Origin of the sequence: Parasediminibacterium paludis, from assembly GCF_042651445.1 — a bacterium.
Classification (GTDB): Bacteria; Bacteroidota; Bacteroidia; order Chitinophagales; family Chitinophagaceae; genus Parasediminibacterium; species Parasediminibacterium paludis.
This window is the reverse complement of record NZ_JBHSDC010000003.1, coordinates 330-16,405: the sequence shown is the minus strand read 5'-3', so window position 1 is coordinate 16,405 and position 16,076 is coordinate 330. Positions and strand designations below refer to the sequence as shown.

11 protein-coding genes and 1 riboswitch are annotated in these 16,076 nt (G+C 38.1%); of the genes, 8 read left to right on the top strand and 3 right to left on the bottom strand.

Going from position 1 to position 16,076, the window contains the following annotated elements; translation table 11 throughout:
• Positions 1-95: 95 nt before the first annotated feature.
• Positions 96-905 (top strand): PASTA domain-containing protein, encoded by an 810-nt coding sequence (locus tag ACFOW1_RS03770; protein ID WP_379012380.1) that lies wholly within the window; start codon positions 96-98, stop codon positions 903-905.
• A 3-nt stretch (positions 906-908) separates the two neighbouring features.
• A complete protein-coding gene (locus tag ACFOW1_RS03765) occupies positions 909-1,214 on the top strand; it encodes a rhodanese-like domain-containing protein (protein ID WP_379012379.1) in 306 nt (101 codons plus the stop codon).
• A gap of 120 nt (positions 1,215-1,334) precedes the next feature.
• On the opposite strand, the gene ACFOW1_RS03760 is transcribed toward ACFOW1_RS03765, so the two are convergent.
• A complete protein-coding gene (locus ACFOW1_RS03760) occupies positions 1,335-3,707 on the bottom strand; it encodes a TonB-dependent receptor (RefSeq protein WP_379012378.1) in 2,373 nt (790 codons plus the stop codon).
• Between the two features lie 74 nt (positions 3,708-3,781).
• Positions 3,782-3,899: riboswitch (TPP riboswitch) on the bottom strand.
• Positions 3,900-4,080: 181 nt separating this feature from the next.
• Here ACFOW1_RS03760 and ACFOW1_RS03755 point away from each other — a divergent pair.
• Positions 4,081-4,809, top strand: coding sequence for a head GIN domain-containing protein (locus tag ACFOW1_RS03755; protein ID WP_379012377.1), 729 nt, complete (start codon positions 4,081-4,083; stop codon positions 4,807-4,809).
• A 268-nt stretch (positions 4,810-5,077) separates the two neighbouring features.
• Here the strand turns inward: ACFOW1_RS03755 and typA are convergent, their stop codons facing one another.
• Together typA and ACFOW1_RS03745 are read right to left on the bottom strand one after the other, a co-directional pair.
• Entirely contained in the window at positions 5,078-6,892 is a 1,815-nt protein-coding gene (gene typA, locus ACFOW1_RS03750) for a translational GTPase TypA (RefSeq protein WP_379012376.1), read from the bottom strand.
• Between the two features lie 240 nt (positions 6,893-7,132).
• Positions 7,133-10,090, bottom strand: a complete 2,958-nt coding sequence (locus ACFOW1_RS03745; RefSeq protein ID WP_379012375.1) for a glycoside hydrolase family 3 N-terminal domain-containing protein — start codon at positions 10,088-10,090, stop codon at positions 7,133-7,135.
• Between the two features lie 319 nt (positions 10,091-10,409).
• Between ACFOW1_RS03745 and ACFOW1_RS03740 the strand changes: the two genes are divergently transcribed.
• The 5 genes from ACFOW1_RS03740 to ACFOW1_RS03720 all read left to right on the top strand — a co-directional run bounded on the left by ACFOW1_RS03740 (position 10,410) and on the right by ACFOW1_RS03720 (position 15,263).
• Positions 10,410-11,633, top strand: a complete 1,224-nt coding sequence (locus tag ACFOW1_RS03740; RefSeq protein WP_379012374.1) for a tyrosine-type recombinase/integrase — start codon at positions 10,410-10,412, stop codon at positions 11,631-11,633.
• A 183-nt stretch (positions 11,634-11,816) separates the two neighbouring features.
• Positions 11,817-12,002, top strand: a complete 186-nt coding sequence (locus ACFOW1_RS03735; RefSeq protein WP_379012373.1) for a hypothetical protein — start codon at positions 11,817-11,819, stop codon at positions 12,000-12,002.
• A 132-nt stretch (positions 12,003-12,134) separates the two neighbouring features.
• Positions 12,135-12,554: a hypothetical protein gene (locus ACFOW1_RS03730; RefSeq protein ID WP_379012372.1), complete on the top strand. Its 420-nt coding sequence runs from the start codon at positions 12,135-12,137 to the stop codon at positions 12,552-12,554.
• Positions 12,555-12,570: 16 nt separating this feature from the next.
• Positions 12,571-14,403, top strand: coding sequence for a M43 family zinc metalloprotease (locus ACFOW1_RS03725; RefSeq protein WP_379012371.1), 1,833 nt, complete (start codon positions 12,571-12,573; stop codon positions 14,401-14,403).
• Between the two features lie 107 nt (positions 14,404-14,510).
• Complete coding sequence (locus ACFOW1_RS03720) at positions 14,511-15,263, top strand: hypothetical protein (RefSeq protein WP_379012370.1); 753 nt, start codon at positions 14,511-14,513, stop codon at positions 15,261-15,263.
• The last annotated feature ends 813 nt before the right edge of the window (positions 15,264-16,076 follow it).

The following is a 16,076-nucleotide window of genomic DNA, read 5'->3' as shown; positions in this document are numbered from 1 at the left end:
TAATACGGTAATCTGAAGTGATTGTAACAAATTCGTGCAATTGCAGTAATTGGTTTTAATTTGTGTAACAATTTTTTAATAAACAAACTATCATCGTGTTTAAATTCATCACCAATAAACCACTTTGGATAAACATTGTAGTGGGCGTGTTATTACTAATAGTATTGGTGCTTGGCTTTTTTGCCTCGCTTGGTTTAATAACAGGACATAATAAATACGAGAAAGTACCAGATATTGTAGGGCAAAATATTTATGCAGCAAAAACTGCCCTTGAAGCCAAAGGCTTTAGAGTAGAAATTACTGATAGCGTATTTACGACAGAAGTACCCGGCCTTACTATTACCAAGCAAATACCAGAAGGCGATGCGATGGTAAAACATGGTAGAACGATTTTTTTATCTATTAACCGCGCTGTACCACCATTAATAGATATGCCAAGCTTAGTGGGCTATTCGTACAAAAGTGCCGAATTGTATTTGCAAAGCATGGGTTTAAAAATGGGCGATACCACATACCGTGCTGATTTTGCCCGTAATGCGGTACTAGAACAATTGTTTCAGAATGCGGTTATAAAACCAGGTACTAAAATACCGCTTGGCAGTACTATTAGTTTTGTATTGGGTAGCGGTGTGGGCAGTACCGAGTTTGAAGTACCAGACTTAGTGGGTTTAACCTTATCGCAAGCGCAAAGTTTGCTAAGTTCTATGGGCTTAAGCACGGGTTCGCTTGTAGCTACAGGTAGTATTACCGATTCGTTGAATGCATTTGTAGTAAAACAAAGCCCAGAACCATCAACCGAATTAGTACCGGGCGAAAAAACGCCTAATAAAATAAGGGCTGGCGCTACGATGGACATTTATATAAGTACTACAGCACCTATTAAAGACACCACTAAAACCAACTAAATTATGACTGAGATTTCTGTAGAACAGTTAAAAGCCAGAATGGATGCTGGCGAGAAATTAAACTTACTAGATGTACGTGAACCAAGCGAATACGTTGAATTTAACTTTGGTGCGCCATTGTTTCCTTTGGGTAAAATACAAAGTATGCAAATAGAAGACATTGAACATTTGCGTAACGAAGAAGTAATCATCAACTGCCGTAGCGGTAAGCGCAGCATGATGGCTTGCATGTTGCTTGAACAAATGGGCTTTACCAATACGGTTAATGTAGTTGGCGGTGTACTTGACTGGCAAGAGAAGATAAAGTAGTAAAAAGTGAATTGTGAATTGTTGTCAATAATGAAATAAAACAAAACGCCAACCAATAAAATAGTTGGCGTTTTTTTTGCTTAAAATATTCGGTTATCCCGATAGCTATCAGGGCGTGACTTAGAATTTAATATTGACACCTAACATAAAATTAGTACCAGCCATTGGGTAATAAGCATTATCTGAGTTAATGGTATTACCTACATAGTAAGTATACGTGTAACCATTTGGTTCGTATAATCTGTTGAAAATATTACTCACTTGTGCTATAAAATTCCACTCTTTAAACAGCTTATTTTTCAAAGTATAACTTACTCTAGCATCTTGTGTAAAGAATGAGCCAAGTATTCTATTCTCAGATTCAGCATTGTCTAAATATTGCTTGCCCACATATTTACCCAACAATGTAATGGTCACATTTTTTACAGGTAATACGTTTATCGTAAAGGCCGAAATGATGGATGGCGAGAATCCAATAGTCGTATTGGTATGCGCTACCGCATTTTGACCCACATAATTAAAGTTTGCATCATAGGCATCTAGGTATTCGGTAAAGCTTTTTATTTTGTTTTTGCTTAAAGTAATATTACCACTTGCATTTAACCAATTGGTAAATACATAACCTGCCTGTAACTCTACTCCAAGGCGATAACTGTTAGGTACATTGGTTCTAGTGTAAGCACCTACATCATTTACCTTACCTGTTAGTACTAGTTGGTCTTTATAATCCATGTAATAGAAGGTTGCGCCGTAGCTAAGCGCAGCATCTTTTCTTTCTACACCAAGTTCAAAATCATTTAGTTTTTCTGCTTTTGGTTGTGTGGTTACACCCGCTTCAAAGTCGTCTCTATTCGGTTCTTTATTGGCAATAGCATAGCTCGCATATACCTGCCAGCCCTTATTAGTGTAGCTAATACCAAGTTTTGGATTTACAAAGTCAAATGCCCTATCAATCACTAAAGTCGGATTTTGCATAAAACCATTCATAATATGCCTTACATGCTTGTATTGTAAATCTGTAAACAACTCAAAATGGTTAGCAAATTGGTATTGCCATTTGGCGTAGGCATTGACATCTGTTTTTACAGCAGGGTTATTATACCATTGGTAATCTTTATCTACACCACCATTTTTTGTCCATATAATATTGCCATAATGCCCACCTTCATAAGTACTCCACCCGCCACCAACAATCACTTGGTGTTTATTTTTCTTATATTGTAGCGATGCAATTTGTCCATAAAATTTATTGTCTAGGTACAACTGGCGAATCAAATCGGTAGTTGTTAAAACGGTGGTACCTACTTGATAATTTGGCAAACCATAATCGCTGTAAGCTTGGTCGGTTTTATATTCTTCGTAGTAACCTATACCTGGGGTAAAAAATACTGCCGTATTAAAGCTTAAGCTACTATTAAATTGGTGATTAAAAAATAACTGATAATGGTTTTGCTGATAATTATCTGTTTGATTGGGGTATGTAAAACTATTATACGTTCTATTGGTTGGTAAAATATTTTCTGGCACACCATTCCAAGCTTGGTAGGTTTTTTCTTTACCTGAGAAAATATTCAAGCGCAGCGACGATTGTTTGGTATAATAAGCCGCCGATAAACTGAAAGATTGCAAATTGCTTGTTGCCCGATCAATATAGCCATCGCTGCTTATCCTACTTAATCTTGCATCTACCGTAAAATGCCCATCAATTAAACCAGTACCAGCTTTTAGTGTATTTTTCCAAGTATTAAAACTTCCAAAGCTATTATTACTTTCAGCGTAAGCCTTATCTATAAACTCGTTGGTTTGTAAGTTAATAGTGGCGCCAAAAGCACCTGTGCCGTTTGAAGAAGTACCCACACCACGCTGTATTTGTATAGAATTAAGCGACGATGCCATATCGGGAATATCTACCCAATAGGTACCTTGGCTTTCGGCATCGTTGTATGGAATACCATTAAGCGTAACGTTTATTCTGGTTAAATCTACACCACGTATGTAAATATTGGTGTAACCTACCCCATTACCAGCATCAGAATTAATTACTGTAGAAGGCGTTTGATTCAATAAAAATGGAATATCTTGACCCAGATTGGTTTTGGCAATATCTTCTTTACCAATATTGGTTTTGGTAAATGGTGCTTTATCACTAGCACGTAGCGATTTTACTTCTAGCGGCTGTAAAAACAAAGCACTTGCTTTTAGCTCGATGGTAATGGCAGTTACAGATTTACTCACACTTAGTTTTTGTGTAGCTTCTACATAGCCTACACTGCTTACTTGCAAGTCGTAATTGCCTACAGCTATTTTGCCAAAGCTAAAATTGCCATTACCATCTGCAACAGTTGCCGTATTACCTAGCTTTACCGTGGCCGATGCAATGGGCTGCTTGGTAGCAGCATCTACTACTTTACCCGAAAAACTAACCTTTTGTGTTTGTGACAATGCGGAAAGGCTGATAATTGATGCAGCCATTGTTCCCAACAAATGTTTCATTGCTTTTTAATTTAAAAGTTTGAAAAAAATGAGGAACAGGAAAAATAATTGTGCTTGAGGACAGAACGCAATAATAGAAAGAAATACGCCTTCCCTTCGCAGGCATTACCCTGTTCAGGTTCTACGGGTGTTATCTCAGCCTATTTGTTAGTGGAGCTCTCACTATCAACATCAGCACCCCGAGGAATTATGCGGCGAAACTAATGGAAAATATTGGATGAGATTAGTAATGATACAAACTACCGCTTGCTGAAATGGAAATATTTAAACAAATAATCATTATTTCAACTGCATCATATTTATATTCTCTAAACTTTTCTACATACAGTGTAACATATCTTTACATTACCCGTTACACTATAAATACCCTTGTATGAAATATCTTTTTGTAACCTTCGCTATCACGCTCGCTAGTTTTGCCACACAAGCACAGCAAACCAAAAATTTGGTATTTGATGCCAATGCAGAGCCAAGAACTGTAGGTAGTTTTACAGCCGTAGAAGTAAGTGGCGCTATCGATGTATACCTATCGCAAGGCAACGACGAAGGCGTAGCTATCAGCGCATCTAGTGACGAGGCTAAAAACCGCATCAAAACAGAAGTTAGCAATGGCGTGTTGCATATTTACTCAGACAATAAAGGCGGTAGCTGGAAAAACTGGGGCAACACTAAAAGTAAAGCCTATGTAAGTTTTAAAGATTTACAACATGTAGAAGCCACAGGCGCTTGCAATGTCATTGTGGTAGATATCATAAAAGTAGCCACGCTAAAACTAGATTTTTCTGGCGCTAGCGATTTTAAAGGTGCCGTTGCTGTAGGTGCTTTAACCATTGGTGTAAGCGGCGCCTCTAATATGCGCATCAGTGGCAAAGCAGATAAAAGTTATATAGAAGCAAGCGGTGCCTCTAACGTAAAAGGTTACGACCTAAAAGTAGACAACTGCCGTGCCGAAGCAAGTGGTGCAGCCAATATTCGCGTTACCGCCATCAAAGATTTTAAAGCCGAAGCAAGCGGTGCCGCCACCATTTACTACAAAGGCGAAGCCAACATTAGCAATGTAAGTACTAGCGGTGGTGCTTCTATCAAAAAGCAAGCAGATTAATAATTACTCGTATTGCTACTCTATATGCACAGTGAGCCATTCTTTAAGAGTGGCTCACTGTGTTATAAGCATATTTTGGTAACCAGCTTTAGTAGTGTTATGTAGCTTCTGTTGTAGCCTGTGCTGAGGTACGAAGCATCTACACTTGTACGTTCTGTTCGCTTTTGGGCTTTTATTGAAGCGAAGTGTTTAAAATAATTTCATTTACCCACAAAAAAGCCACTCAACTTTCGCAGAATGGCTTTTGATATTGTAGAAAACAGTGGTACTATCCTACTGCTTCACTTTGCATACTCTTAGATGATTTCTTACGTTCATCTTCGTTTAAAATTACCTTACGCATACGAATGTTTTTTGGTGTTACCTCTATACACTCATCTTGCTGTATGTATTCCATACATTCTTCTAACGTCAACAAGGTTTTTGGTGCAATACGTGTGGCATCATCACTACCGCTTGCACGGTGGTTGGTTAGTTTTTTAGGCTCGGTAGCGTTTACTATCAAATCACCTGGTTTGATGTGTTCCGCAATAATTTGACCTGTGTACACATCTTCACCTGGATCTACGAAGAACTTACCTCTATCTTGTAGTTTATCAATAGAATAACCTGTGGTTTTCTCTTGGTTCTTAGAAATTAATACACCATTGCTCCTGCCAGGTATAGGGCCTTTCCAAGGTTTGTATTCAAGAAAACGGTGTGCCATTACAGCTTCACCGGCCGTATTGGTCAACATTTGCGAACGCAAACCAATTAAACCACGAGAAGGAATCTCGAACTCTAAGTGTTGCATTTCGCCCTTGCTTTCCATAATTAGCATTTCGCCTTTACGTTGTGTTACAAGGTCTATCACTTTACCACTGTATTCGCTTGGTACATCTACTACCAAGTTCTCGTATGGTTCGTGTTTTTTATCGTCAATATATTTTACCAATACTTGTGGGTTACCAACGGTTAATTCGTAACCTTCTCTACGCATGGTTTCTACCAATACACCAAGGTGCAAAATACCACGACCATACACTAAGAAACTATCAGCACTGTCAGTATCTTCAATACGAAGGGCTAAGTTTTTCTCAGTTTCTTTCATTAAACGGTCACGCAAGTGGCGAGAAGTAACGAACTTACCATCTTTACCAAAGAAAGGTGAGTTATTAATGCTGAATGTCATACTCATGGTAGGCTCATCCACACTAATAATGGCCAATGCCTCTGGGTTTTCAATATCAGCAATAGTATCGCCAATGGTGAAATCTTCAATACCTACCACTGCGCAAATATCACCTGCTAATACTTCGGTTACTTTACGTTTACCCAAAGCTTCAAAAATGTATAATTCTTTTACTCTAGATTTTTGAATTCTGCCATCGGTACGCATTAAGCTAAATGGTTGACCCTCGCTAATGCTACCACGAGCTACGCGACCTACCGCAATACGACCCAAGAATGTAGAATAATCTAGCGATGTAATCTGCATTTGTAAGTTACCTTCTGGCACTTTTGGTGCAGGTACATATTGTAAAATACCATCCATTAAAGGTGTGATATCTTCACTTTGTTCATTTTTACTATTAAACCAACCATTTTTACCACTACCGTAGAAAGTAGGGAAGTCTAATTGTTCTTCTGTTGCATCTAGGTTAAAGAATAACTCAAATACTGCATCGTGCACTTCATCAGGGCGGCAGTTTGGTTTATCTACTTTATTAATTACAACAATTGGTTTTAAATTTAATTGCAATGCTTTTTGCAACACAAAACGTGTTTGAGGCATCGGCCCTTCAAAAGCATCTACTAATAAAATAACGCCATCAGCCATTTTTAATACACGCTCAACCTCACCACCAAAGTCACTGTGACCCGGTGTATCAATCACATTAATTTTTACATCTTTATATACGACAGATGCATTTTTAGAAAAGATAGTGATACCACGTTCTCTTTCAAGATCGTTGCTATCCATAATTAGCTCACCAGTATCCTGATTTGCACGAAAAACATTTGTTTGGTGTAAAATTTTGTCTACCAAGGTCGTTTTACCATGGTCAACGTGTGCAATAATTGCAATGTTTCTTATATCCATTATTATTTTTTTGGGCTAAACAATTTACCTAAAACACAAGCCTATAAAGAGTTACAGGCAAAAAGGTGTGCTTGCTAGCTACTTTTGAAGGTGCGAATGTACAGCTTTAAGACCGAGGGAAAAAATGTAAGCCTACGGTTTACAAATAATTCATAATTATTTCACTGCAAAATGAATGGCAACTATTGACGCCTTAATAAATTTAAATGGCTTAGCTGCGAAAAGAAATATTGTTTATTCTTACTTTATAGCTTCATAAATGGCATCTTGTATTTTGCCTCTTACACCAAGCGAACTCAACTTATTATTGTCTCTTGTGGGGTTTACACGGTTAGATAGAAAAATGTATATCAGGTTACTTTTAGGGTCTACCCAAACGCCAATACCTGTAAAGCCTGTGTGGCCATAAGTTTCTAGTGAGGCAAACTTTGAAGGATAAGGATCTTTACGCGTAGCATTGTCTTTTTCTGGTTTGTCAAAGCCCAAACCTCTGCGGCTAACATCGCTATTGTAGGCCGTAAACTTATCGATGGTGGCTTTTTGTAAATAACGCACACCGTTTAACTCACCACCATTTAACAGCATTTGATACAATTGTAATAAATCGTACGCATTGCTAAACAAGCCTGCATGGCCTGCAATACCACCAAACATGGCCGAACCTTCATCATGCACATCACCCCAAATAAGCTGTTGGCGAAAATGTTTTTCGTACTCTGTGGGTACAATCGTGTTTAGCGACATCACTTCTCGTGGGTGAAACGTAGTGGTAGCCATACCAAGTGGCTGATAGAAGGTTGCTTTGGCATAATCATTTAAAGTTTTGCCTGTAATGGCTTCTACAATTTTACCCAAGAAAATAAAATCGTTATCGCTGTACACATATTTGTTGGGGGCAGTTAACTTGCTCGTAACGATGCGGTTGTATAGCGTATCTTCCCAATCGTTGCGCACATAGAGGTTTTCAGCAGCTCTAAACTGGTGGTTGGCATCTTTTACTTTACTAAAATAAGCCCATTTAGGCTCGCCAGTTATGGTATCTATTACCTCTCTATAAAAAGGAATGAAGGGATTTAAGCCTGCTTGGTGCAACAATATATCACGCAGTTTTAGCGGTACTTTATTGCTGCGCTTTACCCAAGGCAAATAATCACCAAGGGTTTTATCTAGGTCTAGTTTACCCTCTTCATACAACTTCATGACCGATACAGTGGTAGCAGATATTTTGGTGACAGATGCTAAATCGTACACCATATTTTCAGTAACAGGCGTTGTGCCGCCCATTGTGGTGGTGCCAAATGCTTTTTGGTAAATCACTTTACCATCTTTTGCCGCTAATATTACACAACCCGGCATAGCGCCTTTGGCTATGGCATCTTTAGCGATACTGTCTATTTTATTAAACTTAGTATCTACATTGTAGTTGCTGGCTTTTGGTAAATAATTATTGTATGTAATACCATCACCAAACTTAAAATTGTCGCACACGGTTACAGGCAATTTACCATTTGCAGCTAGCTTACCTTGTAGCCAATCAGCCACAGCACTTTGCGTAATATCATCATCTTCATAAGCCGTTGCAATATTGAGTGCATTGCAGGAATATCTTACAGCGTAAGGATTACCGAAATAGATAACCACCGCATTGTTTTGCTTTTGCAACTCAGATATGAGATAAATGGTAGCATTGCTTAAACCATAATTATTAGCTGGCCGTCTGCTATAATTGTGAACCCCCACTACAATAGCATCGTAGCCACTAGCATATATTTTGCGAATCAGTTGCTGTGCAGCAGCACTATCACTTTTGTCCATCACAATCGTTGCATTTTTATCATCCATCAACTGCTTGCCTTGTTCTGCTTTGCTGCCGAACAAATACACATCGGCATGATTTTCCGTTTTCAACCTAGTAGCTGCCACAGGTTCTTTGGCTGCGCCTATAGATATATACGCTATTTTTTTATTAGCTTTTAATGGTAGTAAAGCGGTGTTGGTTTGTTGCAAAAGTGTTACCGAATTTTTGGCTAATAAGGTTTTAATGCGGGTGGTCTGCGCATTTAAATCTGCTAAAATACCTACGGTGTCTATCACTTGCGGCTTGTTTAAACCTAGATTATATTTAGCCAACAATATCTTTTTTACACGAGCATTTAAGTCATCCCATGTTAATCGACCATCTTTAATGGCTTGTTTTGTTTTTTCTATGGCTGCGCCAATATCTTCTGGTAGGCATAGCATATCGTTACCAGCAATGAGGGCTTGCACACTTGCTTCGCCACTTGGGTAATATTTGGTAATCCCTTTCATACCTAGCCCATCGGTAAAAGTGATGCCTTTAAACCCAAGTTCATTCTTTAATAAGCCTGTTACGTTTTTATTAGACAGCGAGGTAGCTTGATTGGCAATGGTATCAATTGCTGGCACAAACAAATGCGCAATCATCATACTACCCACATCGGCTTTAATCATTTCTCTAAACGGATATAATTCTAGGCTATCTAATTGGCCACGGGTTTTATTAATGGTAGGTAAATCTAAATGGCTATCTACCGCCACATCGCCATGACCAGGGAAATGCTTGGCACAGGCCATCACATTTACAGCCTGCATACCTTGCATATATTTTACGCCATATAAAGCCACTTTGTATTTGTCTTCGCCAAAGCTTCTATCGTTAATAACAGGATTATTTGGATTATTATTCACGTCTACATCTGGTGCATAGTTTACATGAATACCCAAGCGCTTGCATTGCTCGCCTACGGCTTTGCCAAATTCATACATTAAATTGGCATCTTGTGTGGCGCCCATCATTAACTGGCGTGGATAATTGATGACACTATCTAAACGCATACCTAGCCCCCACTCACCATCAATACAAATCATCAAGGGTGTTTGGGCAATACTTTGGTAATAGTTGGTTAATTGCGCCTGACGAATAGGCCCGCCTTGAAAAAAGCACAAGCCACCTACATTGTATTTGGTAATTAACGCTGTTACTTCCTTTACATGGTCTGGGCCAAGATTACTGTGCGCCCTTACAATCATTAGTTGCGCAATGCGCTGGTCTTTCGTTAGTTTTTTAAACTGCTTGTTTACCCAAGCGTTGGCTTGTTTGGTTTCTTTGTAAAAATGCTGCGCATGGCCTACAGCTACTAACAAGCAAATACTTGCAACTAAAAAAAAATGCTTCATGAAAAAGGGATACTTGAACGCACAATTTATACAAAATAATGTGTGGTTGCATTTTTTTGCAGGATTTTAAGAGAGTCCTATTACAAGGTTGCCCCCAATCCTAGCGTAAACAGCTACTATTTAACACAGTATTAAAATATCACATACCATTGTAATTCGTTAGCCATGACGCCAAAAACTGCTTACCCAATTTCATACACTCCCCATACACTATCCATACTTCGGGTATACCTCGGCTATAGCTCGGGTATCATAGAGATGCAAGTGGGAACGGTTGTTTTGTATTAAAAAAAATTGCTGCAATTAAAAATTTACTATATTGCTAAATATTATTAGTTCATTGATTGTGAGTGAGCGTAGCGAAGCTGTAAAAACAACTGATATGTTACACATTAGCTGTAAATACGCTGCTTATAAAAATAAAGAGGTATTGTTTTTGGAGTGCGAAAAGCACAAGCAATTGAATGCTGTATTTAAAGCTTTGCCATTTGTAGCATATAGTAGTACTTTAAAGGGATGGTATATGCCTAAAGAGAAGCAACTGTTAAAAGCACTTATACTGGCAACAAAGCATATAGCCATAGTAAATACAGTACAACTGAAACCTGAAATTGCTAGTTTGACTGCAAACATTAAGCGTAGCCTAGCGCCTGTAGAACAAGGCATAATGAGCAAGCATAATACTGAACAATTAGCTAATTTTTTACAAACATTAATTTTAAAAGGCTATAGCCCATCTACTATAAAAACATATAAAAATGAGTTGGGTGTATTTTTTCAATTATTAAAGCATGTGCCTGCCGATAGCTTAGATGTAGCTCGTGTAAAATCGTATTTGCATTATTGCCATACTACACTAAAACACAGTGAAAATACATTGCATAGCCGTATGAATGCCCTAAAATTTTACTACGAACAAGTGCTTGGCAGAGAAAAATTTTTTTGGGAAATACCGCGGCCAAAGAAACCAATGTTGCTACCTAAGGTATTGGGTGAAGAAGAGTTGGGGAAACTATTTAGTGCGCTAGACAATAAAAAGCATAAAGCGATGTTGTTTACAGCTTACAGTGGCGGATTGCGTGTGAGTGAAGTGGCTGCTTTAAAAATTAAACATATAGATAGTGATAGAATGCAAATATTTATAGCCAAAGCAAAGGGGAAGAAAGACCGCTATGTGGGTTTAAGCCCTGTGTTACTAGATATATTGCGAGATTATGTAAAAACATATACACCCACACCAAAAGTATATTTATTTGAAAGTGAACATACGTTTACCGCTTATCCAACAAGAACTATTCAAAGAATATTTCAATTAGCTAAACAAAAGGCTGGTATAGGCAAAGATGTAGGCATACATAGCTTGCGCCATAGTTTTGCTACGCATTTATTAGAGAAAGGCACTGATATACGCTTTATAAAAGACCTGCTTGGGCATTTTGATATTAAAACAACCGAACGGTACTTGCATGTAAGTAAGCATAAATTAATTAATATTGTGAGTCCTTTGGATGATTTGTATAAAAAGGGAAAAATAGATTGGTAAAGAGCGACAATATAAATGGCGAATTGAGTGTATTGTTCCAACGACAATACAAAAAAGCGAATAATAATTAATTGATTATCAATTGTAAAAAATATTTTTAAACTGCGTGTAATAACATAAATACACGCGTTAGTGGCAATATTCCCTAAATTTGACACAACGCAATTATCTAAAATCCAAATTATGCCAAAACCTAAGCAGCCAACCCTTCGCATACAGGCACATTTGCAAGGCACACAAAATCCAACGCACAGAAGCCAACCTTGCAAAAGAGCCAATATGCAGCCCTCGCAAAATGACGAGCCGTATTTGTCAAGGATATTTCATAATAATATCTTAACACAAGAAAAAAGTACGACCATTTTTTAAAACCAAACTTCGTTTGAAAATAGTCATGAAAAACCAAACCAATCAGATACCCAAAGAACACAGCCCACCATTTTTGTGTATGCAATGATTTGCAGCTTTCTGGTGTCATAGTATTAATATAAACCAATTTTTATGAAAAAGATATTACTTCTACATTCTCTGATTTTTACAGCTATTGCTTTCCTGTTTTTTGGGGGCTGTAAAAAAGAACAGGCTGATTATTCAACTTGTTATTCATGCAATAATGATACTATTATTAGTACAATTACAGATTTTGATGCAATGGTGGTGTCCTTTGCACATGACCCTGTAATTGATAACAAGCCATCGACTACTTTAGGATTTACTATAAGTAAACGTGATATTGCTAATAACAACTACATTTTTTCAGATAGTCTATTAGTGCCTTGTCCAGCAATGCCTAAAAGCTATCAAGTAATAGGCAAAAAAGTAAAAATTTCTGGGTACATCAAAAGCTGCGACAGATTGTTAAGTTGTTATAACTGTAGTTTTTTCTTTGGACGAAAATTTGACCTCACAAAAATTCAATAATCAAAAAAATATTTTTATGCAAACCGCTATCAAATTCTTATTAGGTTTACTAATATTCACATCCACATTACAAGCACAAGAACAATGTGGCTCTGTTTTCAACCCACAAACTGTTCAATCAAATGACCCTAACAGGTACAATAGATACCAACAATTAGAACAACATATTGCCTCTTACATTTCATCAATAAACAACACAAATCCTAACGAGCGTTTAATTAACCCAAACAGTACCATTATTATACCTGTAGTAGTGCACGTGTTACACAATGGCGAAGCTATTGGTGTCGGTCGTAACATCAGTGATGCACAGGTGCAATCACAAATTGATGTCTTGAATGAAGACTTCAGGCGATTAAATGCAAACCGCATAAATACACCCAACGCTTTTATAGGCGTTGCGGCAGACCCTAATATAGAATTTAGGTTAACATGTACAGACCCTAACGGAAATGCAACTAATGGTATTCATCGGGTACAAACAAATGTTGCTCAATTTGACTATGTAACAAATAGTGATGGTACCCCAAATGAGACAGCCACAGGTATCAAATATACCGTCACTGGTGGTACAGACGCTTGGCCAACAGATAGGTATTTGAATATGTGGGTTTGTAGTATTGCACCAACACCCTCTGGTCAACTACTCGGTTACGCACAATTCCCCTTTGATTATGCTACTAAGCCCAATACTGACGGTGTAGTGGCACTGAATACTGCTTTCGGAAGGGTTGGCAATCTCAGATTTCAGTATGATCAGGGTCGCACAATTACACATGAAGTTGGGCATTGGTTGGACTTGTTCCATATTTGGGGCGATGCTGCTTGTGGTAATGACCAATGTAATGACACGCCACAGCAGTTAACTGCCAACCAATCAAATTGTCCAGGTTTTCCCCATTTTAGTAACTGTGCCAATAATGGTGCAAATGGCGATATGTTTATGAATTACATGGATTATACAGTAGATAATTGTAAAAATATTTATACACAAGACCAAACCAATAGAATGCGGGCAATTTTCGCAACGGGTGGCCCAAGAGCAAGTTTTATAGAAAACTACTTCCACATAAATACCCCGAATATTGGTAATGGCTTTTGTATCGGAACTCAAATAAATGTAACTGCTACTAATTTAGCATGTTTGCCTATAACTTGGTCTGTGAGTGGTCCAGTTTCAATTACAGGTGGACAAAATACTAACCAACTTACTATACAAGCAACTGGTAATGCTAATGCCACAATTGTAGCCACAGCTGGTGGATATACTTCTTCTATTAATATCACAGTTGGTATTCCTAATGCAAACATTAGTGTTTTACCATTCACTACCGGGCAACAATATTGCACCAATAGTTTTGGCAACACGTTAATCATCTCACCAGCTAATGCAGCCGAAAGCTACCAATGGGGGTATAGTAGTTCACAAAATAGTATACAGCCAACTATCATCAATCAAAATGGTTCCTCGGAGCAAAACTTTAATTTTTATCTAGGCGGCAATTACCAAATCTTTGCCAATCCACAAAATGCTTGTGGCATCGGCCCCATTGCAACATTAGATATTTTTGTAAATGACAATTGTGGCGGCGGTGGTTTTGGCTTTTTCGCTGTTTCCCCTAACCCAACAACAGGTGATGTACAAGTAGAAACAACTGGTACAGATAAAACCACTACTATTAAAGAAATACAAGTAACAGACAAGCTAGGTAATGTAAAAAAGAAAATAAAGCTTGGTGCAGATACTAAAAAGCATAAAATAAGTATTGCCGATTTACCAGCCGATGTGTATATCATCCGCATTTATGATGGTAAAACATGGACAAGCAAAAAAGTAATAAAAAACTAAACAGAATATTTTAACAAAATGGGCGGCTTTCAGCCGCCCATTTTTGTGTTTATTCTTTCCTTACTTTTATCCTTCCAATATAATCCGTCACTTAAAACTTCCATCTCATGCCATCCACACAAGAAACAGGACACACCAAAAACGTCAACAATTTTTTGCAGTTAATCAATTATGGCTCAGGCTTTGGCACAAAATACAACCCTACCAAAGAAGCCCTAAAAATTGCCAACCTTACTACACAGCAGTTAGCTTGCGAAGCCAGTGTAAAAGCTGCCAGTAAAGCCACCAAAATATATGATGATTTGGTAGATGAACGCATGATGGCTTTTGACCCCCTACAATCTTATGCCACACAAATCATCAGTGCCTTTTCCATTATTGATTTGCCGCAGGACACCGTAAACGGTGCCATAGAAATAAACCGTAAAATACAAGGCAAACGAGCAACACCTAAAAAAGACAATACAAAAACAACCACCGAAACATCAACGGATGCCAATACGGGTGGTTCAAGTTCAGCCAGCCAACAGAGCTACGACAACTATGTAACCCACTTTAGCAATTTGATAGATTGGGTAGAACTACAACCCACTTACAACCCTAACGAGGCAGAACTAAAAGTAGCAGCCATGAAACTATATTTAGATAAAATAGACAAAGCTAACAAAGCAGTAATAGCAGGTATTGTGCCTTACAAAAATGCGTTAGCAGAGAGAGATGAACTACTCTATGCAGAAAAAACAGGCTTGGTAGACACTGCTTTAGACGTTAAAACCTATATCAAATCAGTGTTCAAAGCCAATAGCCCAGAATACAAATTGGTGTCAGGCATAGCCTTTACAAGACCACCAAAAGACTAACAGACAAACGCAGTATAATTTTACAATCACATAAAAGGGGACATTTTGACACACTTTTCTGTTATTAAGGTATAAATAACTGACGCAACTACCACTTTGTTGAGAAACTGCCTGTATTTTTGAGAAAACGACCGACCCAACAGAGAAAACGCTCGGTTTGACTGAGAAAATTGGCACTTGATTTTAAGAAATGATGATTTAGTCCAAGAAAACGCTCGGTTAGTCACAGAAAACGACTATTTAGTTTTAAAAAATTAGCGGTTAGGCAGAAGAAACTAGCGGTTTAAAACAGAATATCACCATTTGGTTTTAAGAAACCATCGGTTGGTAACAAGACAGACGAGCCTAGTTTTTCAAAAGAGGATGGCACAATACAAACCCAAGCAAGGTCGGCCCCTTTGTAAAGGCACACAAGGCAAACACGCAAAGCAAACCTTTACAAACAGGCCGCCCAATAGCAACTATCAGCAGACAGTATAAGCCCAACACCCACCGTGTAGACAAATACTGCCACTAACATGGGGTTTTGTGCAAGTGTGGCTGACCGTTGTAAACATCAGCTTTAGTAATGCTTTTTTACTTTTGTTCCAGCTCGACGAATAAAGCCAAACATCAGTTCTTAACATCAACAACAAAACAAAACCCAGCAGCAGTTCCCAGCAGACAGTACGCTATTGACACACCTGCACAAAGCCCTGTTCGTCAGACTGTGAAAAAACTCTGTTTATTGATTTTTTAATCTTTTTTCCTCGTTGCGGTTAGCTTTGATAGCCTCGTTTAGGCTGCTTTTAAAAATGCTAATGGATAAGTATT